The organism is Glutamicibacter sp. NPDC088483 (assembly GCF_044753145.1).
Taxonomy (GTDB): Bacteria; Actinomycetota; Actinomycetes; order Actinomycetales; family Micrococcaceae; genus Glutamicibacter.
Map to the genome: position 1 here is coordinate 228,525 of NZ_JBIVMP010000001.1, position 24,973 is coordinate 253,497.

Annotated in this window: 21 protein-coding genes; 7 read left to right on the plus strand and 14 right to left on the minus strand. The window is 60.9% G+C overall.

The window, feature by feature from the left end; all coding sequences use genetic code 11:
• Positions 1-189: 189 nt before the first annotated feature.
• Both ACIP6G_RS01155 and ACIP6G_RS01160 read right to left on the minus strand, forming a co-directional pair.
• On the minus strand, positions 190-1,512 hold the full coding sequence (locus ACIP6G_RS01155; RefSeq protein ID WP_400288227.1) for a class I SAM-dependent RNA methyltransferase: 1,323 nt from the start codon (positions 1,510-1,512) through the stop codon (positions 190-192).
• A gap of 30 nt (positions 1,513-1,542) precedes the next feature.
• A complete protein-coding gene (locus ACIP6G_RS01160) occupies positions 1,543-3,537 on the minus strand; it encodes an APC family permease (protein ID WP_400288228.1) in 1,995 nt (664 codons plus the stop codon).
• Positions 3,538-3,682: 145 nt separating this feature from the next.
• Here ACIP6G_RS01160 and ACIP6G_RS01165 point away from each other — a divergent pair, with 145 nt between their 5' ends.
• Positions 3,683-4,360, plus strand: coding sequence for a TrkA family potassium uptake protein (locus tag ACIP6G_RS01165; RefSeq protein ID WP_133834263.1), 678 nt, complete (start codon positions 3,683-3,685; stop codon positions 4,358-4,360).
• 16 nt (positions 4,361-4,376) lie between these two features.
• Positions 4,377-5,042: a TrkA family potassium uptake protein gene (locus ACIP6G_RS01170; RefSeq protein ID WP_105656752.1), complete on the plus strand. Its 666-nt coding sequence runs from the start codon at positions 4,377-4,379 to the stop codon at positions 5,040-5,042.
• Here ACIP6G_RS01170 and ACIP6G_RS01175 read toward each other — a convergent pair.
• From ACIP6G_RS01175 to dut, 4 genes are all read right to left on the minus strand, one after another.
• Complete coding sequence (locus ACIP6G_RS01175) at positions 5,039-5,770, minus strand: DUF3159 domain-containing protein (RefSeq protein ID WP_400288231.1); 732 nt, start codon at positions 5,768-5,770, stop codon at positions 5,039-5,041. The genes ACIP6G_RS01170 and ACIP6G_RS01175 overlap by 4 nt on opposite strands.
• A 61-nt stretch (positions 5,771-5,831) precedes the next feature.
• Positions 5,832-6,206, minus strand: coding sequence for a hypothetical protein (locus tag ACIP6G_RS01180; RefSeq protein ID WP_400288232.1), 375 nt, complete (start codon positions 6,204-6,206; stop codon positions 5,832-5,834).
• A 3-nt stretch (positions 6,207-6,209) separates the two neighbouring features.
• Positions 6,210-6,911, minus strand: a complete 702-nt coding sequence (locus ACIP6G_RS01185; protein WP_105656754.1) for a DUF3710 domain-containing protein — start codon at positions 6,909-6,911, stop codon at positions 6,210-6,212.
• 38 nt (positions 6,912-6,949) lie between these two features.
• A complete protein-coding gene (gene dut / locus ACIP6G_RS01190) occupies positions 6,950-7,408 on the minus strand; it encodes a dUTP diphosphatase (RefSeq protein WP_400288234.1) in 459 nt (152 codons plus the stop codon).
• Positions 7,409-7,548: 140 nt separating this feature from the next.
• On the opposite strand from dut, the gene ACIP6G_RS01195 reads away from it, so the two are divergent.
• Entirely contained in the window at positions 7,549-8,082 is a 534-nt protein-coding gene (locus ACIP6G_RS01195; protein ID WP_332486014.1) for a DUF3093 domain-containing protein, read from the plus strand.
• Between the two features lie 87 nt (positions 8,083-8,169).
• Here the strand turns inward: ACIP6G_RS01195 and ACIP6G_RS01200 are convergent, their stop codons facing one another.
• Positions 8,170-8,469 (minus strand): DUF4193 family protein, encoded by a 300-nt coding sequence (locus ACIP6G_RS01200; protein WP_400288235.1) that lies wholly within the window; start codon positions 8,467-8,469, stop codon positions 8,170-8,172.
• A gap of 260 nt (positions 8,470-8,729) precedes the next feature.
• Here ACIP6G_RS01200 and sepH point away from each other — a divergent pair, with 260 nt between their 5' ends.
• Positions 8,730-9,797, plus strand: coding sequence for a septation protein SepH (gene sepH / locus ACIP6G_RS01205; RefSeq protein ID WP_400288237.1), 1,068 nt, complete (start codon positions 8,730-8,732; stop codon positions 9,795-9,797).
• 89 nt (positions 9,798-9,886) lie between these two features.
• On the opposite strand, the gene ACIP6G_RS01210 is transcribed toward sepH, so the two are convergent.
• Genes ACIP6G_RS01210 through ACIP6G_RS01220 form a run of 3 tightly spaced genes read right to left on the minus strand, consistent with a single transcriptional unit; the run spans position 9,887 to position 14,373 of the window.
• Positions 9,887-11,071: an alkaline phosphatase family protein gene (locus ACIP6G_RS01210; protein WP_133834268.1), complete on the minus strand. Its 1,185-nt coding sequence runs from the start codon at positions 11,069-11,071 to the stop codon at positions 9,887-9,889.
• 2 nt (positions 11,072-11,073) lie between these two features.
• Positions 11,074-11,661 carry a DUF5998 family protein gene (locus ACIP6G_RS01215; RefSeq protein WP_105656760.1) on the minus strand — a complete coding sequence of 196 codons (588 nt, stop codon included), beginning with the start codon at positions 11,659-11,661 and terminating at the stop codon, positions 11,074-11,076.
• Positions 11,662-11,712: 51 nt separating this feature from the next.
• A complete protein-coding gene (locus ACIP6G_RS01220; protein ID WP_400288240.1) occupies positions 11,713-14,373 on the minus strand; it encodes a GNAT family N-acetyltransferase in 2,661 nt (886 codons plus the stop codon).
• Positions 14,374-14,471: 98 nt separating this feature from the next.
• On the opposite strand from ACIP6G_RS01220, the gene ACIP6G_RS01225 reads away from it, so the two are divergent.
• Positions 14,472-17,105, plus strand: coding sequence for a DNA topoisomerase (ATP-hydrolyzing) subunit A (locus tag ACIP6G_RS01225; RefSeq protein WP_400288241.1), 2,634 nt, complete (start codon positions 14,472-14,474; stop codon positions 17,103-17,105).
• Between the two features lie 71 nt (positions 17,106-17,176).
• On the opposite strand, the gene cydC is transcribed toward ACIP6G_RS01225, so the two are convergent.
• Genes cydC through ACIP6G_RS01240 form a run of 3 tightly spaced genes read right to left on the minus strand, consistent with a single transcriptional unit; the run spans position 17,177 to position 23,182 of the window.
• A complete protein-coding gene (gene cydC, locus ACIP6G_RS01230; protein ID WP_400288243.1) occupies positions 17,177-20,506 on the minus strand; it encodes a thiol reductant ABC exporter subunit CydC in 3,330 nt (1,109 codons plus the stop codon).
• A gap of 27 nt (positions 20,507-20,533) precedes the next feature.
• Positions 20,534-21,559, minus strand: a complete 1,026-nt coding sequence (gene cydB, locus ACIP6G_RS01235) for a cytochrome d ubiquinol oxidase subunit II (protein WP_400288245.1) — start codon at positions 21,557-21,559, stop codon at positions 20,534-20,536.
• Between the two features lie 24 nt (positions 21,560-21,583).
• Complete coding sequence (locus ACIP6G_RS01240) at positions 21,584-23,182, minus strand: cytochrome ubiquinol oxidase subunit I (RefSeq protein ID WP_400288246.1); 1,599 nt, start codon at positions 23,180-23,182, stop codon at positions 21,584-21,586.
• A gap of 397 nt (positions 23,183-23,579) precedes the next feature.
• Between ACIP6G_RS01240 and ACIP6G_RS01245 the strand changes: the two genes are divergently transcribed.
• A complete protein-coding gene (locus ACIP6G_RS01245; RefSeq protein ID WP_066144398.1) occupies positions 23,580-23,951 on the plus strand; it encodes a BlaI/MecI/CopY family transcriptional regulator in 372 nt (123 codons plus the stop codon).
• 155 nt (positions 23,952-24,106) lie between these two features.
• Here ACIP6G_RS01245 and ACIP6G_RS01250 read toward each other — a convergent pair whose 3' ends face one another.
• Positions 24,107-24,286, minus strand: a complete 180-nt coding sequence (locus ACIP6G_RS01250; protein ID WP_353615986.1) for a hypothetical protein — start codon at positions 24,284-24,286, stop codon at positions 24,107-24,109.
• Here ACIP6G_RS01250 and ACIP6G_RS01255 point away from each other — a divergent pair.
• Complete coding sequence (locus ACIP6G_RS01255) at positions 24,209-24,937, plus strand: M56 family metallopeptidase (protein ID WP_400288748.1); 729 nt, start codon at positions 24,209-24,211, stop codon at positions 24,935-24,937. The two genes, ACIP6G_RS01250 and ACIP6G_RS01255, sit on opposite strands and share 78 nt — an antisense overlap.
• Positions 24,938-24,973 lie beyond the last annotated feature (36 nt).

The window sequence follows — 24,973 nt, forward strand, 5'->3', positions numbered from 1 at the left end:
GGGACTCCTCTCGCCAGACACTCATTCTGTTGCACACGCACACTGTAATTCCAGTTAGGAGTTCCTAACTGAGATAGTCAGGCTCCTAGCGTGGCAGAGCTAAAAACAGTCTATCGCCTAAGCTCATAAAAAGACTCCTCGGAATAAATTTTCATCCGAATTCGTGTCTAATCGGACAATTTCAGGTGTTTAACGGCGCACGAAGAGCCCGATGGACTCCATATGGTGGGTATGCGGGTACAAATCGTGAATCTCCATATGCTCTAATTCGTAGCCGCGGCCCATCAAACGCGCGGTATCACGGGCGAAAGCCGCAGGGTCGCAGGACACGTAACAAATCCGGGATGCAGCAATGGAAGCCAGCTCCGCAGCCACCTGCTTATCGATCCCGGTGCGGGGCGGGTCAAGTACCACGGCGTCCAGGGAGGCATCCCCGGCGACCTGCCGTAACACTCGCTCAACACGGCCTCGGATCACCGTGGCCTGCGAATAGGAGCGCAGATTCTTCTTCGCATCGGCATGCGTGCCCGGAGCGCCTTCAATTGAGAAGACCCGGCCCTGGGAGCCAACTGCCTTAGCCAACGGGACGGAGAACAAGCCAGCACCCGCATAGAGGTCGGCGATTTGCTCGCCAGCGGCTGGCTCGGTCAGTTCAACTACGCGCTGGGAAAGCAGGCTGGCCGCCTCTCGATGCACCTGCCAGAAGCCTTCACCGGTAATCCGGAACTTCTCCCCCAGTACCTTTTCGGTCAGGAACGCCGAACCGGCCAACGTCTGCAAGCTGCCTTTGCCGTCAGCCGCCGAACCGCCCCGCTGGCTGAAAGCGGCGACATTGACACCCTCCGGGAACTGCTTTGCCACCTTTGCCGCGGCGCCGGCATTTGCTTCGGCCAGCAGGATCAGCACGGTCTGGTCATCCTGGCTGGATACCGCGGCCTCGACACGCTCGATTCCGCTGTAGTCCACAGAGTACAAGCCGGTGGCCTCGATAGCCGGATGGGCCAAGGGCATCTGCGCGATGCCGGTCAACTGGTTGCTGCGGAATGCGCTCATCGCGAGCTTGCCCTGGGCGTCCACCGAATAGGACATCCGGGTACGCCAGCCCAGACCGTCGGCCGAGCCCTTGACCGCTTGCACCGCAGGGAAGTTGTAGTCCTCAGCCTTCAGGCCGCCCAGACGGGTCATCTGTTCGGCAGCAACCTGCGACTTCAGCTCACGCTGGTGTTCAAGGGTGATGTGGCCGAACTCTGCGCCACCCACCGGGTCACGATGCTTCAGGGCATCAGCGGCATCCCAGAAGTGAGGCACGCGGTGCTCGCTGGCTTCGAGCACCTCGGCGACGTCGGCACGCCAGAATTTGGCCTCCGGCGCACTGTCCGTCAGGCGCACATTCACCAGCTCTCCGGGAATGCCGTGGCGCACGAAGATCACGCGGCCCTCATGGCGGGCGACGGTGTGGCCGCCATGGGCAATCTTGCCCAGGAGGACGGTGAGCATTGGTATTTCAGTCATCGATCTTGTCTTTCATCAGAAGCATTGAATTCAGCGGTGTGCCGAGGATTCTTCGGTCGGCCCGCCGCCCAGGGCATGCGAGGCACTGAGCAAGCGCCATGGAACCGAGGCGATCAAGACGCCCGGTTCATAGTGCAGCCGGTTTTTCACTCGTAAAGCGGTTTGGTTGTGCACCAGCTGTTCCCACCAGTGGCCCACTACGTATTCAGGGATGTACACGACGATCAGTTCCCGCGGGGATTCACGCTTGATGGAACGAATATGCTCAATCAGCGCCCCGGGGATATCGCGGTACGGAGAAGCCAGGGCGGTGATCGGCACCGGAATCTGCAGGCGTTCCCAGTCCCGGAGGGTCTTTTCGGTTTTGCTTCGTTCCACATCCACGATGATTGCTTCGAGCTTCGAGGGACGCGAAGCTCGGGCGAAGGCCAAGGCCCGCAGCACCGGCTTGCGCACGGTGGAGACCAGCACCAGTGCATGCACCCGGGAGGGCAAGGCCGTGGCGGCAACGTCCTCATCCACCGCCAGCTCGTCGTCAACCTTCTGGTAGTGGCGCTGCAGCGAATCCATGATCAGCATCAAGGCCGCAATGCCCAGCACGGCCAACCACGCGCCGTGGACCAAGCGGGTGGCCAAGACGACCACGAGCACCAGCGCCGACAGGACCAGGCCCACTAGGTTCAGCAGGCGCTTGCGCTGCTTGGCCGCACGGATCCTGCGGTCGGCAATGGGAACCAGCACGCGTTTCCAGTGCTTGAGCATGGCCAGCTGGCTCAGCGTAAAGGAAACGAACACGCCCACCACGTAGAGCTGGACCAGCAAGGTGACATCGCCTTGGAACAGCAGCACCAGTGCAATCGCGGCAACGCCCAGGGACAATATGCCGTTGGAGAAGCCCAGCCGATCACCGCGGGTACGCAGCTGGCGTGGCAGGAAGCCGTCGGTAGCCAGATGGCTGGCCAGCAGGGGGAAGGAGTTGAAGGCCTGGTTTCCGGCCAGCAGCAGCACGGCAATGGTCAGCACCGAAACAATGACCAGGCCGAAGGTGAAATCGCCGAACACGGCTTGCGCCAGCTGGCCAAGGACCGGGACCTGCACGAACCCTTCAGGGATCGGCGCACCGTCCAGCAAGAATGAGGCCTGCGGGTCGGCGACGACCTTGATGCCGGTGGCACGGGCAAGCATCAGCGTGCCAAGTGTCAGCACCCCGGAGAGCAGGCCCAGCACCAGCAGGATCCGCGCCGCGTTCTTGGCCCGCGGCTTGGCCAGGGTCTGCACGTTCGAGATCGGGACCTCGATACCGGTCAGCGCCGCCGAACCCGTACTGAAAGCACGCAGGATCAGCAATGCACCGACGACACCGTGCAGCCCATTGGCAAACTCTTCTTCCGGCACAATCGTGAAATCCGCGCTCGGGGCAACCCCGAGGGTACCGGTCAGCGCCATCACCCCGCCGATAGCGACCAGCAGCAGCATGCCGATCACGAAGAGGTAGACCGGAATGGCCAGGGTCCAGCGCCCTTGTCCCCTGCCGCGCAGATTACCGACCACGAGGAATGCGACAAGTCCAGCAGCCACCCAAGCCTTGTACTCGGCCACTGCAGGGAAAATGGCGGCGAGGTACAGGGCAGCTGATGAGCTGGACACAGCAACGGTGAGCACGAAGTCGACCAGCAGCGCAGCGGCGACCGCTGTTCCCGGGCGCGCACCCAGGTTCTTCTTCACGATCTCGTAGTCGCCACCGCCAGAGGGGTACTCCATGACCGATTGCCGGTAGGACAGCACCAGCACCACCAGCACGGCAAGGACAGCAAGTCCGACCATCGGCGAAAGCGCGGTGGCCGCGATGCCCGCAATGGCCAGCGTCAGCAAGATTTCGTCTGGCGCGTACGCCAAGGACGACAGGGCGCTGGACGAGAAAATCGGCAACGCGACGTTAGGTGGCAACGGCTTCTTTTTCAGCTGTTCAGTTCTGAAAGGCCGGCCCACCAAGATCCGCTTCAGACCGTCAAATAATGCAGGCACGACACAACGTTATCGCAGGGTGCAAGGCACATGGGTGCTGCACCACCGATAAACTGGGTGCGATCAGCGCTATTGTTGCATTCGGAGCACACAGCTTGTGTGCGCCACTGGACATGCAGCAAGCAGTAGACCCAAGGAGTTCTCGGTGGCACATTTCGTGATCATGGGGTGCGGACGCGTCGGTGTCTCGCTCGCCCACACGCTGGATTCAGCGGGGCATTCCGTGGCAGTCATTGACCAGGACCCGCATGCCTTCCGCCGGCTGAGCAAAGGCTTCTCAGGTTCCACGGTCACCGGCATGGGGTTCGACAAGGACACCCTGGAAGCTGCCAAAATCGATGAGGCCTATGCCTTCGCCGCCGTATCCAGCGGTGATAATTCCAACATTCTCGCCACTCGCGTATCGCGCGAAACCTATAACGTCCCCCATGTCGTGGCCCGCATCTATGATCCAGGGCGCGCCGAGATCTACCAGCGCCTGGGTATCCCCACCGTGGCCGCAGTCCGTTGGAGCACCGATCAGGTGCTGCGCCGGATCCTGCCCGACTATTCGATGCGCGGTGACTTCCGGGAGCCATCGGGGCGCCTGGTGCTTTCCGAAGTTGCCCTGCACCGCGACTGGTATGGACGGCTGGTCAAGGAGCTGGAAGCGGCCGCCGGGGTACGAGTGGCCTATCTGACCCGCTTCGGCGAAGGCACCATCCCCGAGAGCCGCACCCGATTGCAGGGCGGCGACCTGGTGCACGTGATGATGCGGCTCGATGAGTCCAAGGACATCGAAAAGATCCTTGCCAGCCCGCCGGCTGCGCAGGCCAACGAATAATCTGAGAGGCACCCCCATGAAGGTCATGATTGCCGGGGCCGGCTCGGTCGGTTCCTCCATTGCCCGCGAACTTGTGATCAACCATCACGAAGTCCTGCTTATCGACCTGCAGCCGGAAATGGCCGAGCGCGCCGACCTGGAAGCGGTGAAGTGGCTGATTGGCGATGCCTGCGAATTAGCTGTCTTGCAGCAGGCACAGCTGGAAGAGTACGACGTGGTCGTTTCGGCAACCGGCGATGACAAGGTGAACCTTGTGGTCTCGTTGCTGGCCAAGAGCGAATTCGGCATCCGGCGCACCGTAGGCCGCGTGAACAATCCGAAGAATGAGTGGATGTTCGATGACGCCTGGGGCGTAGATGTAGCGGTCAGCACCCCGCGGCTGATGACCGCGCTGGTGGAAGAAGCCGTGGAGGTTGGCGACCTGGTGCGGCTGCTGACGCTGAAGACCGGCGAGGTCTACATGGTCGAGTTCACCGTCCCGCACGATTCGGCGTTGATTGGCCGCAGCATCGGGCGCATCTCCTGGCCCGAAGACACCACCATGATGGCAGTGGTTCGCGATAAGACGCCGTTCCCGCCCAGTGCCGATGATGTGATTGAGGGTGGCGATGAAATCTTCTTCATCACCACCCCGCAAGCCGAAGCCTTGTTGCGCCGCACGCTGCGCGACGCCACCCGCTAGACGGCTTGTGCTGGAGGGCTGGTCCCGTTGCTGGCTTCTGCTGCAGGCTTCGAGACCAGCCAGGCAAACCAGAGCCCCGCTGCATACAGCGGCACTCCCATCAAGGCGCGGGCCAAGCCCAAGGCCACGACGTCATCTGCGATGTACATCGGGATCTGCACTGCCAGGCGCAGCGCGAAAACAGCAATGATGATCCAGGTGGCCACCTGGTAGCGGCGCAAGCGCCCGGGTTTCTTGCGCCACTCGGTGCCTTCATTGCGGATGAACCCGAAGAGCAGGCCGATCAGCGGCCAGCGGGCCATCACCGAAATCAGCAATCCCGCCAAGTAGGCGGCCGATACGTAGAACCCTGGAATGTAGTAGTCCTTGGCATTGCCCGAATTGCGTGCGGCGAAGGCGCAGATCAGGATGCCGATCAGCCCGGAACCGGCCTGGATCAGCGTCGAGCGCTTGGCTAGGCGGATGATCATGAACACCACGCCAAGACTGATCGAAGCGATCAGCCCCCAGCCCAGATTGGAGGTCAGCGCGAAGACCATGATGAACACGAAACCGGGAAGCACCGTTTCCAGGATTCCGCGCACGCCACCGACGGTGGAGAGCAGATCTATCCCGCCGTCGGCATTTTGCGCGATGCTGGCATTCGAGCCAATCATTTCCGCGAAGCTTGGATGCTTTGCTTCCGGCGTGGATCCATCTTCCGGACGCGATTCGTCGTTGTTCATCATGTTTTCTTCCAGTTAGGCGCCAGCATGCTCTCGTTCCCAAGACCTTGAGGGAACGCGCGGATCACCCGCGGGCCTCCGGCACGATTACGTAGCGCGGATTAAAGATCGTCGGAACTTGATCCACGGGAGCGACCATTCCCGAGTATTCCACCTTCACGCCCGGCTTGATTCCCGGAACGGATTTCTGGCCCATGAACGCCAAACGCACATGCGGTACAGTCCCGCGACGAGCAGACACCGCACCGAGCCGGTCGACCACCACCGCGGTCAGCGTGGGTGCGACGTGTGGCGCGGAATAGCTAACCGATTGGATGTAGCCCGTGTGCTCCACCCTGCCCTTGACAGGCAGCTGTTCCAAGCTGTCCAGCCGCTGGTAGCTGAGCTTTTGGCCCGAGGAGCCAAGCAGCGCAGTGACGGGTTTGTCCTTCAGCGACATGCATTAGCCGATCTGGGTGATCTCTGGTCCGCGTTCTGGACGCTTCAGTTCAGAGTTCTGCTCAGGGTTCTGCTCAGTGCCTGCCGGGCGGGCCTGCGCATTGGCCGGAACACTCAGGGGCAGGAGTTCGGCCGGTGGCAGTGGCTTGTCGCCGCGGTTGACCACGACAGTGCGCAGGATCCCGTCAACGATGCCAGCCGCTTCTTCGTCTCCAATGGCAGCGCCGCCAATGACCGCACGCAGGAACCAGCGGTGGCCGTCGATGCCGACAAAGCGCAGGGCGACATGCCCGGCGCGACCATCAGGCAGCTGCTGCGGCACCTTGGCGAGCAGCTCCTGGCCGTAATCGCCGTCGCGGGTGAAAATTTCGCCGTTCTGGGCGCTGATATCGCTCTTGATCTTGTCGCTGATGCCTGGCCACAGCGACTCGGACTTCGAGGAAGAGAAAGCCATCAGCTGGATACGCGACTCGGCGATCTCCAGCGACACCGCGATGACACGCTTGTTGGACTCTTCAACGTCCATGCGGACCTTCAAGCCTGCTACTGGCTTGATCAGGATCGAGCCGAAGTCAAGGTATTCCTGCGTATTCTCGACCTCGCTGTAGTCGAATGGGCCGTCTTTCGGCTCGGCCTCGCCCTGGCCTGCCTCAGCAGCTGGTGCGTCGACTGGCTGGTCTTGGGCTTTCTTGCGCTTGAAAATCATGGTGTCCTTAGAAAATCTCGTCTTGCACTCAAGGGTACTTACTTGGAGCTGAATCCGCCGGTCGAACCGAACCCGCCAGCACCGCGAGCACTGTCGTCCAGCGAATCGACTTCGATGAACGCTGCCTGCTCGACTTTCTGGATTACCAGCTGGGCGATTCGGTCGCCTCGGCTGACTTCGAAAGACTCAGACGTGTCGGTATTCAGCAAGGTGACCATGATCTCACCACGGTACCCCGCGTCAACAGTACCCGGTGCATTCACAACCGTAATGCCGTGCTTAGCAGCCAAGCCGCTGCGCGGATGCACGAGACCGACATAGCCATGCGGGATGGCCAGCGCAATGCCCGTTGGAATGAGCGCGCGGGCGCCAGGCTCCAGCACCAGCGACTCGCGAGCATGCAAGTCAGCACCGGCATCTGACGGATGCGCGTAGCTGGGAACCGGCAGTTCGGTGTCAAGCATCTTGATGGCAATGGAAATTGATGGCTCACTCATCGGTGTAGGTCTTCCCCCGGAGTTATGTGAAATAGTCACTCGATAGTTTCTCGTGGCTAACTCTATCGCGCGCGCAGGGCAATCCCCTGCCGCCAGCCCCGAGGTCATGGAACCAGGAAATATTGCCTAAACTTGGAACCATGAGTAATTCCAGCCCCGAGGGTTCGAACGTCCTGTACAGCGAAAAGCTCTGGCCATCGGCCAGCACCTGGATTTGGCCGATCATCATTTCCATCACCGCAGGTATCGCAGTAGCACCGATTAACAGCACCCTTGGATGGGTTGCCGGTGGCGTAGTTTTGATTTCACTGGTCGCGGTGTTCCTGCTGCGCGTGCCAGCCATCGAAGTCACCGATGATCTGGTCACCGTTGGCCGTGCCAGCATTGAACGCAAGTACATCGGCAACGTCGTCGGCTACCGTGGCGACGAGGCGTTCAAGCAGCGTGGACAGAAGCTTCACGGCTTGGCCTACATGCTGTTGCGTGGCTGGATCGACGGTGCCGTGCGCATGGAAGTGACCGACGAGCGAGACACCACGCCGTACTGGCTGACTTCCACCCGCCGTCCCGAAGAGCTGGCTGCCGCACTCTCGGGCGTGATGTACGAATTCACAGAGGAAGGCAAAGCCGAAGCAGCCAAGCAGGAGCAGGCAGAAGACGCTTCAGGCGAATAGCATTCACGGCTCCATGGAATAAAGCGATGGCGTCCTGGACCTTCCGGTCCAGGACGCCATCGCTGTCAGAACTGTTGCGTAAGCTTCCTAGCCTTCGCACTCGCTGCAGAATTTCTGCCCGTTTTCTTCACGGGCCAGCTGCGTGCGGTGACGCACCATGAAGCAAGATGCGCAGGTGAACTCGTCTGCCTGCTCCGGCAGGATCTCGATGCTCGCTTCTTCCTGCGATGCTTCGCCGCCGGGCAAAACATATTCCTCAGCCAAGGGTGTTTCGGCTTCATCGACCAGGTTGGCCATGGCTGCGGTCTTGCCTGCCTTGAGCTGAGCGATTTCCTTGGCTCGTTCCGCTTCTGACATTGCCACGGGTGCAGCAGATTCATTTGCCATAATCGTTTTTCGCTCTTTCCTGCAGGTCTTCGTCCTAGCCGGCTGCTTCACAAGGTGAAAACTTATACCGGCATAGAAGTATAGCGTTATTCCGGGTCATCCATTCCCGTTCTTGCCACGCTATGCCATGGGCGGAAGGTTCAAGGAATTACTGCGTGAGGTTGATGACTAATCTTGCGCCACACCCTGCGCGGTGGTAGGAATTCAGGCCTCGAGGTGGCAGAGTTTTACACAGGAAATAGAGCGTGTGGAGGGTAGGAATGCGTCAGCTGAGACTGGTAGGAATTCATGAAAATGGTTCCAGCCTGCAGGTCAGCAGCGACGACGGGATGAGCTTCGAGCTACCTGTTGACGATGCACTGCGCAGTGCAATGGCCGAAATTGCCCGTTCGCGGGCTCCAAGGAACCGTGAGGAGTCCTCGGTCCATTCGCCGCGCGAAATTCAAGCGCGAGTGCGCGCTGGTGCTTCCGCCTACGATCTGTCTCTAGAGTGGGATATCCCAGTCGAGGACATCGTCAAGTACGAAGGTCCGGTCCTGGCTGAGCGCGAACACATCGCCGAGCTAGCACGTCGTGTCGAGGTCTCAGGACCACAAACCGATGCCGAATACCGCGAAGTATTCGGCGAAGAGCCTGCGGATCTTGGTTCCATGGTGGTCCACCGCCTGCACCAGCTGCACATCGACGCCGACTCGGCTCGATGGAACGCCTGGAAAGATCCAGAAGGCCAATGGATCGTCACCGTGCAGTTCGATTCCCCGCTGCCGACCGAGAATGTCGAGTCCCTGGGCTCGGATTCCACTGAAGCTTCCTCGAACAGTGCGCGGTGGGCATTCACCCCGGCACGCAAGTCGTTGAAAAACCTGAACCGCTGGGCACAAACCTTGAGCGAACAGGTGGCCCCTGAATACTTTCGCCCGGTCTCTGCGCTGAACCAGCCAGAGCCTGAGCCGGCTCCTGCAGCCAGCACCCCGGAACCGGATGAGACCGAAGAACTGGTCACGTTGCTGAACGCTCGTCGTGGGCAGCGCACGAAGGACCAGGATCCGGAGCGCGAGTCACGCTACAACGAGATCATCGAACGCAGCATGAGCAAGTACGACGCCGACGACGAGGACTCGCTGCCGCACCTTCCGCAAGGAATTTCGGCACGCACTTCGCAGCTGGTGGTCGTCACCGATCAGGATGCCGACGGTGCGAACAGCACTGAGGACAAGTCGTCCGAGCAGACTGCCGAGGAGTCCGCTCCGCGCAAGGCCAAGCGGTCTTCGGTTCCCAGCTGGGATGACATCATGTTCGGCAAACGCAAGAAGGACACCGATTCCTGACGCGCCGCCGAGCTAGAGCGCATACGGGTGCGGGAGCAGCATTGATTCAATGCTGCTCCCGCACCCGTATGCGCTTGTTCCGTTGAGCACTAGGTGGTGCGGTGCACCAGCAGCGGGATGAAACGCTCCCCCGCGGTGAGCGATCCGTGCTGCCCTACCATGTCAAACGCCATCGGCGTAACGCGCCGGCCGTCATAGAAAGCGATAGCTTCCGCTGCCAGGATCATCAGATCACCCAGCCGCGCTGCATGCTCTTCGGTAATGGCGCCGAAGTAGCCCAGTTCAATGGCTTCCTCGCGCGTCATCACCCAGGCTTTAGTGCCGTAGGCCTGCTGCCAGGCCTCGCGTACGCGTAACCGGCTAGCCGCGTCGGTCTGCGTGTCGAAGGTCAATTGGACTCCACGAGGTTCGCCGCTGGTCAGCTCCACGCCTTCGATAAGCTCCGGCTGCTGGCTGTAGTCGATGCGTTGGGATGCGGGGATGTCCACCATTCCATGGTCACCGGTAATCAGCACCGTGGTTTCTTCTGGCAGCTTGGACACCAGGTTTTTAATGACGTAATCCAGTTCTTCGAGCGTGTCCCGCCATTGGCTGGAGTCCACGCCGAATTTGTGTCCGGCCTTGTCCAATTCATTGAAGTACGTGTAGACCAGCGAATTGCGGTTCGACTCGAAGATGGTTCGGGTAGCACGCGCACGGGCCGCAGGCTGGTTCGCCGGCACGAATTTGGGGCCGCGCAACGACGCGCGAGTCAGGGCCGACTTGGCGAACATCGGAATAGACACGGTGGCCACGTGGATGCCGTGCTCGGCGACTTTCTGGAAAACGGTCGGGCGAGTCTGCCACGCTTCGGGGTCCAAGTCCCCTGGCCATCCTCCGAGCTGGTTAACTACACGGCGCTTGGCCGGATCGATGACGTCATAGCCAACCATTCCATGTTCACCGGGAGCCAGGCCCGTGGCCAGGCTGCTCAGGGAAGTCGCGGTGGTCGAGGGGAATCCCGTTCCCAGCTTCTGCCCCTTTTCGAACAAGCCGCGCAGAAAGGGTGCATGCCCGAGATGGCTTTTGAGCTGGTTCCAGCCCAGTCCGTCAACCATAATCAGTGCCACACGTTTTGTCGGGGCAAAGCCCAAAGCGTTCTCGTAGCCCGGAACGCCCATTGCAGCGGCTGCCGACGGAAGGATCTCCGACAGCGTAGCTTGGCCGTATTTCGGCGCGTCCGGGATTTTCTGTGCCGGGACAGGCAAGTTGCTGCGTTTCTGTTCCTCGATCATGCTCAGGCGATCGTGGCCAGGCGCAGGCGGACAGCGAATTCCCGGGCCTTGTTCACGGCCTGCTGGCCGTCGGCCTCGGCGCTGACGCGGATGACCAAGTCCTCAGGCTGCGAGGTGCCATTCAGCCCATGGTCGGCATCGCACTGCGGATCGGCGCAGGCGGCAGGGGCCAGATCAATCCGCTTGGTTCCGTTCCAGGACAGTCCAAAGGTCAATTCCTTGACTGGATCAGCGGCCGAGTAATGCTGCGGCTGGTGGTAGACGTAACTGGTGGCAACCGAGGCGATGCGGGCCAGGGAAATCATTTCGACGGAGACCTGCGCCATGACGTCCTTGCCGTGGTCGTCAAGCTGCTGGTCATCGACGTGCACGATGAAAAGCACCTTTTCACTCATCACCATAACGGTGATATGGCGGTGCACTTCGGTATGGTCGAAGTGAGTTTCCAGATGTACATAGTGGTCAAGCACTGGTTGGCCCATCATGGCTTCAGCCAGTACATCCTGGACCATCTGCGGATAAAAACCCGCACGGACCAGATCATGCTGAAGCTCAGCGCCAGGAGTGGTCGAATACGTTGGAGAACTCATGCCCCAATTCTACTCAGTCGCCACAGGCAATTCACGTTTCGGCGATTGCACTCAGTTACGCAATGCCCGGCGGACGCTATCGGTGCGTTGCTCAGCGTTGCTGATCTGGATGTTCACCGCCAGCACGCTCAACGAATCGGTGGCAACGGTGATCGGCGCGAATTTGGCAACGGTCACTTCAGGATGGTTGTCCTTGAACAGCGAAACGCGGGTGATGAAGTCCTTCAGGGCATCAAGATCCACCGCCGGCAATCCCTGGTACCCGAAGAGCCGCACGCTGCTGCGCGGACGGCGGATGAGCTGTTCCAGGTCATGGGTGGAGAACGGCGCCACGCCGTGGGCCCAATCATCGAGCAGGTTTACCGGATCGCCGCTGAGCCCGAAGGAAATGACTGGACCAAGCAACGGGTCTTCCACGGCCTTGACCACGCAAGCCTGGCCAGCAGGAGCCATGCTCTGCACTTCCAGGGAGTCCACGCCGTAAACCGCCATCAGCGACTTCATATGCGTGAAGTTCGCTTCCAGGCTCTGCTTGTCCGGGATGCTCAAGCGCACGCCGCCCAAGTCCAGGCGTTGGCGCAGATCAGGGTCGTTGGCTTTCAGTGCCACCGGCCAGCCGAATTCTTCGGCCGCCGCAACAGCTTCTTCTGCGGTGTGCACCACCCGATGGGACAGGAACTTGATCCCGTAGAAGTCCAGCAGCTTCTGCACCTGCGCGTCGTCCAATTCCAGCAGGTTGGTCCCCGAGATGGTCTGCACCAATTCATCAAGGTACTCCGCGGCACCGTCCACGTCGATTCCAGCTGGATCCTTCATCGGCTCGTAGGGAACGTCAACCCACTGCTGGTATCCATAGGCCTTGGCCAGGGCGCCGATGACGGTGGTTGGCGAGGTGTATACCGGAATCCCCTGCTTCAGGCCGCCAGTAATTTTCGTATCCGCCAGGCCCGGAACCAATGCCACCACTGGTTTTGGCTGGCCAATGAACTCCTTGGCGACCTTCAGAACTGCGCTGGTATCCAGCTCCGAGTAGGGCAGGTGCGCCAGCAAGATGGTGTGGACCTGCGGGTCTTCCACCAGTTCCTTGATCCGGGCGCGCAGCACCGGAATGGCCTTGGACTGGCCAATGCTGTAGTCCAGCTCTTCGCTCTGCACGACGGTGTTCAGGTTCCTGTCCTCGGCGACGTCGCACACCACCTCTGCGATGGTCGAGGAGTTGGACAGGATCGCAACGTTCGGGCCCTTCGGCGCAGGGAAGACCGAAAGCAGGGCCGTGACATCCAGCAGCTCTTCTGATGAACGCACGCGAATCACGCCAGACTGGCGAAGAATTGCGTTCATTGCACCTGGTGGCGCTTGGCCTACGCGCACCGAGTGGCCCGGTGGAAGCCGGCGGCCCATCACATCAGATTTAGCCACGATCACAGGCTTGCTGCGGGCCAGACGCCGGGCGATGCGTGCGAACTTGCGTGGGTTGCCAAAGGATTCCAGGTACAACGCGACGACATGGGTACGCGGGTCGTCTTCAAAGAACTGCATCGCGTCGTTGCCGGATACGTCAGCGCGCAGGCCTGCGGAAATGGCGCTGCTGGGGCCAACACCTTGCTGCAAGGCCACACCCTGGATGATTGTGCCCATGGCGGCCGACTGGGTGAAGAATCCGACGTTTCCGGATGGCGGAACGTGGTGGCTTCCGGTGGCATACAGCTTCACCTGCGGGTCAGTATTCATCAGCCCGGCGGAACCCGGCCCGACCACCCGCATGCCGTTGGCACGAGCCAGCGACACAAGTTCACGCTGGGCACTCAACCCTTCCGGAGTTTCGTAGCCGGTGGTCATGATGACCAGGGATTTGACCCCGTGGGTGGCGCAGTCCCCGATGGCTTCCATGACCCCTTCGCGCGGAATGCACAGGAAGGCGACATCCACCGGTCCCGGGATTTCGGTGACCTTCCCATAGGCCACCATGCCGCCCACTTCCAAGGCCGCATCGTTCACCGCATACACGGCACCGGTGTACCCGGATTCCACAATTTGTTCCAGCACGTCGTGCCCCAGCTTGCCCCAGGTGCGGCTGGCTCCGATGACGGCAACGGACCTAGGCGCCAGAAGAGCAGCAACACTGCTCGCCTCGGCGCGATGTTCTCGCGCCTCGGTCACTTCGCGGGACTTCTCGGTGGGACTGATGGAAAATTCGAGCATGACCACGCCGTCTTCAAAATGCCGTGCGACCGCGTACCCGGCATCGGAGAAGACGGTGAGCATCTTCCGGTTCTCTGGAAGTACCTCGGCCGAGAACTTCTCGATGTCGTTTTCACGGGCCGCCGCGGCCAGATGCTCCAAGAGGATCGAGCCGATACCGGTGCCCTGGTATTCGTCCGAGACGTTGAAGGCGACTTCCGCCTCCCGCGGGTCATCCAAGCGGTCGTAGCGGCCGACGCCGATGATCCTTGCGCCACGAACCACGGTGAAGGCGACGCGATTCACATGGTCGACATTGGTGAACCGTTCGAGCTCTTTAGGGGTCAGTGACGACTTATACGTAAAATAGCGTAAGTAGACTGACGTCTCAGACTGCTGCTTGTGCATCTCCTGGAGCGCTTGGGCATCCTGCGGAGTAATCGGCCGCAGGTGTGCAGTTGTCCCATCGCGAAGCACAACATCTGCTTCCCAATGCGCCGGATATGCCGCCGAAAGTTTACGATCCACCATAGGCTTAGGATAGTCGGCAGTTCGGCGTTGCGCCCAGATGCAACACGAAGATTCGGCAGTTCCGGCCCTAAGACAGTAGATGAAGGACGAACAGAGTAATGGCTCGTAAGAAGTCTGAAGAGATTCCAGCGGATTTCGTTGAAAATATCGTCGATATAGACGTCACCAATGAAATGGAATCATCCTTCTTGGAGTATGCCTACTCGGTGATCTACTCCCGCGCGCTTCCCGATGCCCGTGATGGGCTGAAGCCAGTTCAGCGCCGCATCCTCTTCCAGATGGCGCAAATGGGCTTGCGCCCGGAGAAGGGCCATGTCAAGTCCGCCCGCGTGGTCGGCGAAGTGATGGGCAAGCTGCACCCCCATGGCGACACCGCGATCTACGACGCCATGGTCCGCCTGGCCCAGGACTTCTCCCTTCGGCTGCCGTTGATCGATGGCCACGGAAACTTCGGATCGCTCGATGACGGCCCGGCAGCCCCGCGTTACACCGAGGCCCGTCTGGCAGCCTCCGCTGTTGCCATGACCGCTAACCTGGATGAAGACGTCGTGAACTTCGTCCCGAACTACGACAACCAGTTCATGCAGCCCGAAGTGCTGCCGGCAGCATTCCCCAATCTGCTGGTCAATGGCACCACCGGCATTGCCGTGGGCATGGCCACCAACATGGCTCCCCACAATCTGGGCGAAGTTGTCGCTGCTGCGCAACACCTGCTCAAGGAACCCGACGCCACCGTCGAAGAACTCATGAAGTTCATTCCGGGCCCCGATTTACCCTCGGGCGGCAGCATTACCGGTTTGGACGGCATCAAGGATGCCTACCGCACCGGTCGTGGCTTGTTCCGCACCCGAGCTACCGTGGCCCTGGAGAAGATCTCCGCACGCAAGTCGGGCCTGGTAGTCACCGAACTGCCTTATGGCGTGGGCCCTGAAAAGGTCATCGAGAAGATCAAGGATGGCGTCAACAGCAAGAAGATCTCCGGCATCTCCGATGTTGTCGACCTGACCGACCGGCATCACGGCCTGAAGCTGGTTATCGAGCTGAAGAACGGTTTCAACCCGAACGCTGTCCTGGCCAGCCTGTACAAGTACACCCCGATGGAAGACTCCTTCGGCATCAATAACGTTGCCCTGGTCGACGGCCAGCCACGCACCATGGGGCTGGGCGAGCTGCTCACCGTGTATGTGGACCACCGGCTGGATGTTGTACGCCGTCGCACCGCGCATCGCCTGGCCAAGCGTGAAGACCGATTGCATCTGGTGGAGGGCCTGCTGATTGCCATCGTTGATATTGACGATGTCATTGCCATTATCCGATCCTCCGAGCAGACCGCAGAAGCACGCGAACGCCTGATGACGGTCTTCGACCTGAGCGAGCCGCAGGCCAGCCACATCCTGGAACTGCGGTTGCGCCAGTTGACCAAGTACTCCACGCTGGAACTGGAGACCGAAGCCGAGCAGCTGCGCAATGAAATCGAGGAACTGCGCGCCATTTTGGAGTCCGATGAGCTGCTGCGCACCCTGGTTTCCGATGAGCTCGGGGAAATGGCCGACACTTTCGGCACCCCGCGCCGGACCAAGCTGCTGAAGTCTGCTCAGCTGGCACCGCTGAAGGGCACCGCGTTACCTGAAGAAGTCGGGACAGGCAAGAAGGCCAAGTTGGCCATGGAAGTCTCCGACAGCCCGTGCTGGGTATTGCTCTCGGCCACGGGGCAGCTCGCCCGGACTCCTGATCGGGACGTCGTGGACTACTCCGCGGCGCGCATCAAGCACGACGTGCTCACCTCGCAGGTTGCTTCCAGCGCCCGTGGTGAGATCGGAGCGCTGACGAGTACCGGACGGATTATTCGCATCTCGCTGATCGATGTTCCGGTGCTTCCCGAATCCCATGGCTTCCCGCAGCTGGCCCACGGCGTGCCGATCTCCGAGTTCCTCAAGCTGGGCAAGGGCGAAAACGCGGTGGCACTGGTTCCGCTGAACCAGGTGATTGCCGTGGGCACCAAGAACGGTGTGGTCAAGCGGGTCACCCCGGACTACCCGCTGAACCGTGACGAGTTCGAGGCGATCACGCTCAAGGACACCGACGTCGTGATTGCCGCGGCGCCGGCCGAGGATGCCGATGAGCTGGTGTTCCTGACCAGGCAGGCTCAGCTGCTGCGTTTCAGCGCTTCGGCGGTGCGTGCCCAGGGCCGCACCGGACAAGGCATGGCCGGCATCAAGCTCGCCGCCGATGACCAGGTGATCTTCTTCGGTGTGGTTCCTGCCGGTGCTGGCGACGCGGTGGTAGCCACGATCGCTGCCGGTTCGCAGACCCTTCCTAGCACCTCGGGCCAGTCGGTGAAGCTCACCGACTTCTCCGAGTTCCCGGCGAAGGGCCGCGCCACCGCGGGCGTGCGCGCTCACCGTTTTGTCAAGGGTGAGGACTACCTGCAGCTAGGCTATGCCGGCCAGGGTCCTGCGCGTGCCAGCTCCACGGCAGGCGTAGTGCGTGCTTTGCCTACCGAATATGGCAAGCGCGATGGTTCGGGCGCGCCTTTGGCCCAGTCAGTGAACATCATTGGCGGAACCATTGCCGGCGGGCACGATGCTTCTGCAGCACCTGCTGCCCAGGACCTCCAGGCAACCGCGCGGCAAGAAGCGTTGATTCCCGAGCCAACCAAGGCAAAAGCGGCCCCGGCCATCACGCCGGGCGAAGACGCGCTGCCTTTCGACGACGGCGGAGTAATCCTCTAATCCAGCAGCGCCAGAACTGAACGCGGCGTCGTTTCCACCTCCTATCCGTGGGTGGAAGCGACGCCGCAGTCCTATGCGCTGACCCTGGGCTTCTGGCTTCCCAGTTCAATGCGGTGGGTGCACTGCCCGGCAAGCATCTGGTCATGGGTGATCAAGACGACGGTTCGTCCGGCAAGGGCGAGATGCAAGGTGGAAAGCAGCTCCTGGGCTTCATCCACCCCCAGATGGGCAGTCGGTTCATCAAGCAAGATGATCTGGTGGCCGCCCACCATGGCACGGGCCACGGCGAGCTTGCACCGCTGACCGCCGGAGAGCTGGTGCCCGCCGGAACCGATGCGTGCCTCGAGGCCTTCTGGCTGTGTTGCCAACCAGTCCGACAGCCCGACTTGCTCCAGCACTTCTTCCAGCTGCGCATCGCTGCGCAGCTGGCCTTCAGTGACGCCCAGCATCAGGTTCCGGCGAATCGAGGAGTCGAAGAGGTGCGCCTCTTGCGGGCACCAGGCAACCGATGACAGGTCTGCCTGCTCTAGATCCAGCAGGTTCCCGCGGGCATCGATGCCCTTCAACGTGCCCGACTGCGCTGGCAACGCGCCCAGCAACGCGGTGAGCAACGTCGATTTGCCAGAACCCGATGGACCGGTAATGGCCGTCCATTGCCCTGCCGGGATGCGGGCGTTCAGATTCTGCAGAACTGGCGTTCCCTGCTCGTACCCGAGGCTCAGCGCTTGCGCATCGAAGCCGGCGATCCTGCTTTGCTTCACCGGCGGGTTGTGCTGCGCTGCTCGCGCGCCGTGGCTTTGCATGCCGCGTTCTTCCAGCTTCGATGACAGTACCTTCAGCGCCCGCCCCTGCTGCACCGCCAGCAGGGCATTGCCAGCGCTCTCCCCCAAGGCCAGGCCCAGGAGCACGGCCAGTGCCGTAAACGATGCGCTGCTGTGCGATAGCGCGGTGATGGCAATGGCAAGCAATACGCTGGTCAACGTGGCCAGGGCCGTGGCGCTGCCTTGGCCCAGGGCATGCCGGCGAGCGCGCTGCGTATTGCGTGCTTCGGCGTCCTGGAACCGGCCAATGGTCCGTTCCATGGCCTGATTGCTGCGCAGTGCCGACTTGTGCCGCAAGATGCCCAGCACGCTCTGGTTCATCTGCATCCGGTGGCTGAGCTGATGCACGAGGTGTTCGCCTTCAATGCGCTGCACAAGCCAACGCACCGGGAAGACCAGCACCAGCAGCGCACCGAGGGCCAGATATCCGAATTCGGGCTGGATGAAGTACAAGGCCGTTGCTGCTGCAACCCACACTACGATTGCCTGCAGCGGCGGGAACAGCACCCGGGCCAATAGGTCGCGCAGTTCATCGACCTCGGCCAGCAAGAATCGCAGGATGACCGAGGAACGGGTCAGCAAGCCCCACTGTGCGGGGTTGGCCACCATCGCGTTCCACATCTTCTCGCGCAAATCCGAGGCATAGGCCAGCACCGCGTCGTGAATCGCGAGCTGTTCCAGGTAGCGGAAGGCAGCTCGTCCGATTCCCAGGCCTCGGACCATCGCGAAGGCTACGGTCAGGTGCAAGATGGGAGGCTGGTAGCTGGCTTCAACGATCAGCCAACCGCTCAGGGCCGCGAGCGCCACGGCGCATAGCACGCTGACTGTCCCCCAGAGCACGCCCTTGGGGGCAGCTTTGTACCCGGCAAGCAAGTCGCGCATCGGGGTGAACTTGGACTTCACCGGCCGTTGGCCAGTGGCGCCAGGCTGCGTTGCCGCGGTGGCTCGCGACCGGTTGCCTGCGGATTCTTCACGGTGGGCAGGGCCAGCACCATGCGCTATGCTGCCCGCACGTTCGTCCTGCCCGAAGGCGGGGTCGTGGCTGGCGACCAGCATCGCGCAGCGGGCTGGAAGTTCACTCAGCAGTTCGCGTACTTGCTGGGCGTTGCGCTCATCGAGGTGCGCGGTAGGCTCATCGGCCAGCAGCACGGTGCAGTGGTCGTCGCTGTGAACCCGCAGCAACGCGCGCAGCACTTCCAGGCGGCGCAGCTCGCCGGGTGAATATTCACCGATCGGGCGCTCGAGCATGGACTCCATCGATAGCCGGGAGCTGAGCTCTCGGCGCAGTTCAGCCGATGCCGCGGGGGCGTCCTGGTCCAGTTGCCCGTTGCCGGTTGCTGCGTTGAATTGCGGATGCTGGCTAATCACTGCAAGCTGGCCGGCTATGAAGACCCGCCCGGTGGCCAAGACCGGATCGAAGGTGTTGTCGCTGCTGTGCGCCTCGGCGATCAGCTTGAGCAGCGTGCTCTTGCCCGAACCGCTGGCAGTGGACAATACCAGGCGCTCCCCCGCGCGCAACTGAATATTCACGGCTTGGTGGATTGGATGCATGCCATCGTAGCTGATCCGCAGGTCCGCGACGTCCAGGACGCTATCTGCGTTCCTGGCCGTGCTGGCACGAAGCTGATGGACCGGGGTGGCAGCGGTGATGGCTGTGTACTTGAGGTAGGCAGCCAGCCCGTCATCGGCCGCATGGTAGGCAGAGCCCACTTCGCGCAGTGCCGAGAACAGCTCGGGTGCCAGAATGAGGATTATCAGCCCGGCGGCGAGATCCATATTCCCGCTGACCAGTCTCACGCCGATCATCACCGCGAGTACCGCCACCGAAAGGGTTGCGATCAGTTCCAGCCAGAAGCTGGACATGAATACGGTTTTCAGGTTGGCCATGGTGGCCGCCCGGTATTTGCTGCTGACGGCGGCGATGGCGCTGCCGTGCGCCCGTGCCCGGCCCAAGCCCAGCAGTGCGGGCAAACCCTGGGCGAGTTCGTAGAGCTGGTGGGCAAGCCGATCCAAGGTGGCTTGGGATTCGCTGAGGGTGTCCTGGGTGTGCATGCCGATCAATGCCATGAACACCGGCACCAGCGGGATCGTCAGGAGCAGCACCACCGCGCTGGTCCAGTCCAGCTGCAGAATGTAGAGGCCAAGCAGCAGCGGGACGGCCAGGGCGCCGATGAGCGCAGGAATGAATTTGGTGAAGTAGTCATCGAGCTTCTCAAGGCCATGGCTGGCCAAGGTGGCGGTGACCGGTATGGAATGCTGTTCCGCCGCGGGGACGATGGCTGGTTGCGCGGCTTGCCTGCGCACCAGGTTCAGCCGTAGCCGTTCCTTCGCGCCCAGGCCCATGCGGCGGGCGCCGGCGTTCAATCCCCATGCGCTGAGCGCTCGAAGCGCGGCGCCGGCCAGGGCCAGGATCAGCAGGTGCGATCCATTGGCGCCTCCAGCGGCCATGGTGGCGATCCATTGGCCCAGCGCGTAGGCGACGAATACCAGCCCGACGACTTTGAGCGCGGAGAACAGCGCCAAAACCAGGAATTGTCGTGGCGTGATCAGTTCACGCGGCAGGAATCGCGGGGCTGGCATTACTACTTCTTTCCCTCGGAAATGCGGTTACTTGATGATGGAGACGACTCGATGAGTTTCTGGAATGTGCTCTTCGCGCAAGCGCTTGCGGAAGACCCAGTAGCTCCAGGCCTGGTACGCCAAGACCATTGGCACGCCGAAGGCGGCCACGACGCTCATGAGCTTCAGGGTGTAGGCAGTGCTGGACGCATTAGCCACGGTCAGGTCGAAGGCCGGGTCGATGGTCGATGGCAGCACTACCGGGTAAGCGGCGGTGAAGATCGCTGCGACCCCGGCGAGCAAGGTAGCGCCCAGAGCGATGAAGGAGAGTCCCTCGCGCCCAGCGCGGCCGCTGGCTATCGAAATAGCCAGGCAGACCCCTGCCAGGCCCAACACCGCCCAGGCGATGGTGGAATCGTTGTCCAGCAACACCAGCAGGACCCACGCGACTAAGGGCAGGATTGCTAGCGGCATCCAGCGGCCTACGAGCTTTCCTGCTTCATGGCGGACCTTTCCGTCGGTTTTCAACCGCAGGAATGCCAACGCATGGATCCAGCAGAACGCCACCACTGCTGCGCCGCCGAGGACGGCATGCCAGTTCAGCCACGCGAAGGCCCCGCCGATTCGGTCGCCGTTCTCGTTCAAAGGCAGACCCAAGGTGGTCAATGCCAGCATGGCACCGACGCCGAAGGCGGCCACCAGCGATCCGATCCCCAAGGCCAGGTCCCAGGCTTTCCGGGTTGCTGCGGTAATCGCCTTGCCTCGGTACTCAATGGCAACGGCACGGAAAATCAACGCCAGCAGGACAAAGGTCAGCGGAATGTAGAGGGCCGAGAACAGCGAGGCGTACCAGTGCGGAAACGCTGCGAAGGTCGCACCGCCGGCGGTCAGCAGCCATACCTCATTGCCATCCCAGACCGGGCCGATGGTATTGAGCAAGAGCCGCTTGCGCTTCTCGGTGGAACGGCCGAGACCGATGAGCATGCCCACCCCGAGGTCAAAGCCTTCGAGGAAGAGATAGCCGCACCAGAGCAGCGCGATCACGATGAACCAAAGTGTTGGAAGCCAATCCATTGATGTTCTCCTTAGTCCGTGCCACTAGTAGGCGAAGGCCAGTACGTCGTCGTCATCGTTGCCCGGGCCCGATGGGCCGTCCGCTGGTGAATGATCTGACGGTTCAAGCTCTGGCATTGCCGATGCCACGCCGCCACGAATGTAGCGACTGAGCAGCACCAGCTCCACGACCAGCAGCACACCGTAGACTGTCGTGAGCGCGATCAGCGAGAAGAGCAGTTCTCCTGCGCTGACTGTCGGAGAGACCGATGCTGCGGTGTACATGAACACCTGGTCCACGCCACCCATCTGCGGGTTGGGGACTACAGTGAATGGCTGCCGGCCCATTTCGGTGAAAATCCAGCCAGTGGCGTTTGCGCCGAAGGGTGCGGCAATGCCTAGCAGGGCAAGGCGCGAGAGCCATTTGTTTTCTGGGACGGTGCCCTTGCGGGTGATCCATAGCGCAATGCCTGCAGCCAATGCCGAGAGCCCGCCGAGGGTGATCATCAAGCGGAAGCCCCAGTAGGTCACTTCCATCACTGGCAGGTAGTTGATTTCCTGGCCTGCGTACTTGCCGAAGGATTCATCATTCGGATAGTACTTGCCGTATTTTTCCTGGTATTCCGGAATCAGCGTGTTCACGCCCTTGATTTCGGTGGTGAAATCCCCATTGGCCAGATACGAGAGAATGCCCGGGATTTCGAAGACCGCTACGACGTTGTCGCAGTTGGTTGAACCCTCGGCTGTGATATCTCCCAAGGACAGCACCGAGAAGCCTGTTCCATCATGGCAAGCTGCCTCCGCAGCAGCCATTTTCATCGGCTGCTGCTCGAACATGAGCTTTGCTTGTTCGTGCCCGCTCAGTGCCACACCGAGGAACGCGACCATTGCTACCGCTGCGCCGATGCGCAGGGACTTGAACCAGACTTGGTAGTCCACCTTGTCACGGCTTTTACCGCGGCTGGGATCTTCGCCCACGACAACATATCCGTTGGCATCCACCGTGTCGATGCCTTCTTTGCGTCGGCGGTAGAGATGGAACCATGAGATACCCAGCAGGAAGCCGCCGGCAACGGCGAAGGCGCCGAAAATAGTGTGCGGGAACGTCACTAGCGCGGTGTTGTTGGTGAACACCGCCCATGCGTCGGTCATCACGGCTCGGCCGTCAACTATTTTCGTTCCAACCGGGTGCTGCATCCATGAGTTCGCAACAAGGATGAAGTACGCGGAAAAGATCGTTGCCAGGGATGCGCACCAGATGGTTGCCAGGTGCACGCGTTTGGGAAGCTTCTTCCAGCCGAAGATCCAGAGCCCCAGGAATGTAGATTCTACGAAAAAGGCCAGCAGTGCTTCCATGGCCAACGGCGCTCCGAATACGTCCCCTACATAGCGGCTGTATTCGCTCCAAGCCATGCCGAACTGGAACTCTTGGACAATGCCCGTGGCGATGCCCATGATGAAGTTAATCAGGAAAAGCTTGCCCCAGAATTTTGTCATTCGCAGCCAGTGCTCGTTGCCGGTGCGATGCCACATGGTTTGCAGCGTGGCCACGGTCAGGCCTAGTCCAATGGTCAGGGGCACCATCAGGAAGTGGTAGACCGTCGTAATGCCGAATTGCCAGCGGGCAATCTCTAGAGCATCCATGGATTCCTCAACTATCGTGGGATCGAAGTTCAATCACTTTTCTACGCTCCGTAGAAAAGTTCTCCAAGGCCACCATAGACGATTTCGACAGCGTGTAGAAATCGAGCCGATGAGCAATTTCCGAAACTGGAAACTTCGCCAGCGCGCACGTGGGCGCAAATATTAAGCCTATTGACAGGGTTGTGTCTACGGTTCTTAAAAAACCCAAGTCAACAAGTTTCACCCGCCACATTCTCGCAACTCATGGCGAAACGGGTAAAGCATGTACTCACCCCTCTCTTTTACATGCCGTAGAAATATTGTGGAAAGATGGCTACAATTAAGAACCCAAGCAGTGTGCCTGCACTCCATGAGTCAAGCAACCGCGTCAAAACTAATGCAAGTGAGGTACGACCTAGTGGCCAGCCTTGGCGATCTGGAACGCTCCGTCATGGATCTTCTGTGGGATTCTGCAGAACCACTCACCGCGAATGACCTTCGTGATGACTTGGCGGCGCTTGGCACCGACGCGAAAGAACTCGCAGTCACTACGGTGCTGACTGTGCTAGCCCGTCTCGAAAAGAAGGGTTTGGTAGAGCGCGAGCGCACTACCCGCCCTCACCGGTACGCAGCTTCATCCTCCCGTGAGGATCACACCGTTGGACTGCTCAACGACGCCCTGGGCACCGCCCAGGACCGTGAAGCAGTCCTGGCACGATTCATCGGAGGCATCTCCCCCGACGAGGCAGCATCCCTGCGTGCTATCTTGGACTCAGTAAAGTCCGCATAATTTAGAAGAACTTCGGGGACTGAGTGCTTCTCACCTCATATTTCCTAGCGGCGTTGGCTATCGCATTGGCGTGGCCGACGCCGTTGGCTTTATCCAAGGCTAAATGGACCGCCCGCTCACCAGTGCAAGCGGTACTCCTTTGGCAAGCCATCGCATTAGGCGGTGGACTTTCCATGATCGGCTCGATGCTTGTCTGGGGCTTGGCCCCATTGGGCGATGACCTCATCTCCGCGCTTCATGGCGGCTGGCTCCTGATAATGGGAGATCCCAGTGTGCCCGACCCCGGCGAAGTGCACCTGTTCGCCTTGAGCGCAGCACTGCTCTTCGGATTTCACCTGGTATTAACCCTCATACGAGCGGCTTGGCGCATCTCTCGCCAACGAGCCAAGCACCGGCATCTGCTGCGCCTCTTGAGCAACCCGTCCCAGACGCGGCCAAATACCCTAGTGATTGATCACGACATGCCAGTTGCATATTGCGTGCCGGGGATTTCGCAATCGGTGACCGTGCTATCGCGCGGATTGCTCACCCAGCTCTCTGCCGAAGAGCAGCAGGCGGTTATTGCCCATGAACGCTCCCATTTGGATCAACGGCATGATCTGCTGATCCTGGCATTCACGGCGTGGCACGAAGCGTTGCCTTGGCTACCGACTTCACGCCTTGCCTTCGATGCAGTGCGCCAACTGATAGAAATGCTCGCCGACGACAAAGCACTGGAAAAGGTCAATAGGCACACGTTGCTCAAAGCCATTGTCACTGTCGCCACCGCCGCAGCAATGGATGATTCGTCGTCAAAGAATCATTCGTCCAGTGCCGGCCTAGTTGGCATGCCAGATGGTGAAGTCTCCTCCCGCCGGCTGCAACGCTTGCTCTCCCCGCAGGATCCGCTGGGCCGCCCGCAGCGCGCACTAGTGCTCCTGAGCACCATCATGTTGCTGATCTGCCCGACAGTCCTGCTCATCGCACCGCGGTTGCTGGACTGGTAGCACTCTCTTGGCGCAAACAGCGAAGTCCCTGGACCC

What these genes read in the sequence shown, in the direction of transcription:
- ACIP6G_RS01155 (WP_400288227.1), bottom strand. Translation starts at nt 1,512, where the DNA reads ATGACTGAAATACCAATGCTCACCGTCCTCCTGGGCAAGATTGCCCAT.
- ACIP6G_RS01170 (WP_105656752.1), top strand. Translation starts at nt 4,377, where the DNA reads ATGAAGGTCATGATTGCCGGGGCCGGCTCGGTCGGTTCCTCCATTGCC.
- ACIP6G_RS01175 (WP_400288231.1), bottom strand. Translation starts at nt 5,770, where the DNA reads ATGATGAACAACGACGAATCGCGTCCGGAAGATGGATCCACGCCGGAA.
- ACIP6G_RS01180 (WP_400288232.1), bottom strand. Translation starts at nt 6,206, where the DNA reads ATGTCGCTGAAGGACAAACCCGTCACTGCGCTGCTTGGCTCCTCGGGC.
- ACIP6G_RS01185 (WP_105656754.1), bottom strand. Translation starts at nt 6,911, where the DNA reads ATGATTTTCAAGCGCAAGAAAGCCCAAGACCAGCCAGTCGACGCACCA.
- dut (WP_400288234.1), bottom strand. Translation starts at nt 7,408, where the DNA reads ATGAGTGAGCCATCAATTTCCATTGCCATCAAGATGCTTGACACCGAA.
- ACIP6G_RS01195 (WP_332486014.1), top strand. Translation starts at nt 7,549, where the DNA reads ATGAGTAATTCCAGCCCCGAGGGTTCGAACGTCCTGTACAGCGAAAAG.
- ACIP6G_RS01200 (WP_400288235.1), bottom strand. Translation starts at nt 8,469, where the DNA reads ATGGCAAATGAATCTGCTGCACCCGTGGCAATGTCAGAAGCGGAACGA.
- sepH (WP_400288237.1), top strand. Translation starts at nt 8,730, where the DNA reads ATGCGTCAGCTGAGACTGGTAGGAATTCATGAAAATGGTTCCAGCCTG.
- ACIP6G_RS01210 (WP_133834268.1), bottom strand. Translation starts at nt 11,071, where the DNA reads ATGATCGAGGAACAGAAACGCAGCAACTTGCCTGTCCCGGCACAGAAA.
- ACIP6G_RS01215 (WP_105656760.1), bottom strand. Translation starts at nt 11,661, where the DNA reads ATGAGTTCTCCAACGTATTCGACCACTCCTGGCGCTGAGCTTCAGCAT.
- ACIP6G_RS01220 (WP_400288240.1), bottom strand. Translation starts at nt 14,373, where the DNA reads ATGGTGGATCGTAAACTTTCGGCGGCATATCCGGCGCATTGGGAAGCA.
- ACIP6G_RS01225 (WP_400288241.1), top strand. Translation starts at nt 14,472, where the DNA reads ATGGCTCGTAAGAAGTCTGAAGAGATTCCAGCGGATTTCGTTGAAAAT.
- cydC (WP_400288243.1), bottom strand. Translation starts at nt 20,506, where the DNA reads ATGCCAGCCCCGCGATTCCTGCCGCGTGAACTGATCACGCCACGACAA.
- cydB (WP_400288245.1), bottom strand. Translation starts at nt 21,559, where the DNA reads ATGGATTGGCTTCCAACACTTTGGTTCATCGTGATCGCGCTGCTCTGG.
- ACIP6G_RS01240 (WP_400288246.1), bottom strand. Translation starts at nt 23,182, where the DNA reads ATGGATGCTCTAGAGATTGCCCGCTGGCAATTCGGCATTACGACGGTC.
- ACIP6G_RS01255 (WP_400288748.1), top strand. Translation starts at nt 24,209, where the DNA reads ATGGGAGATCCCAGTGTGCCCGACCCCGGCGAAGTGCACCTGTTCGCC.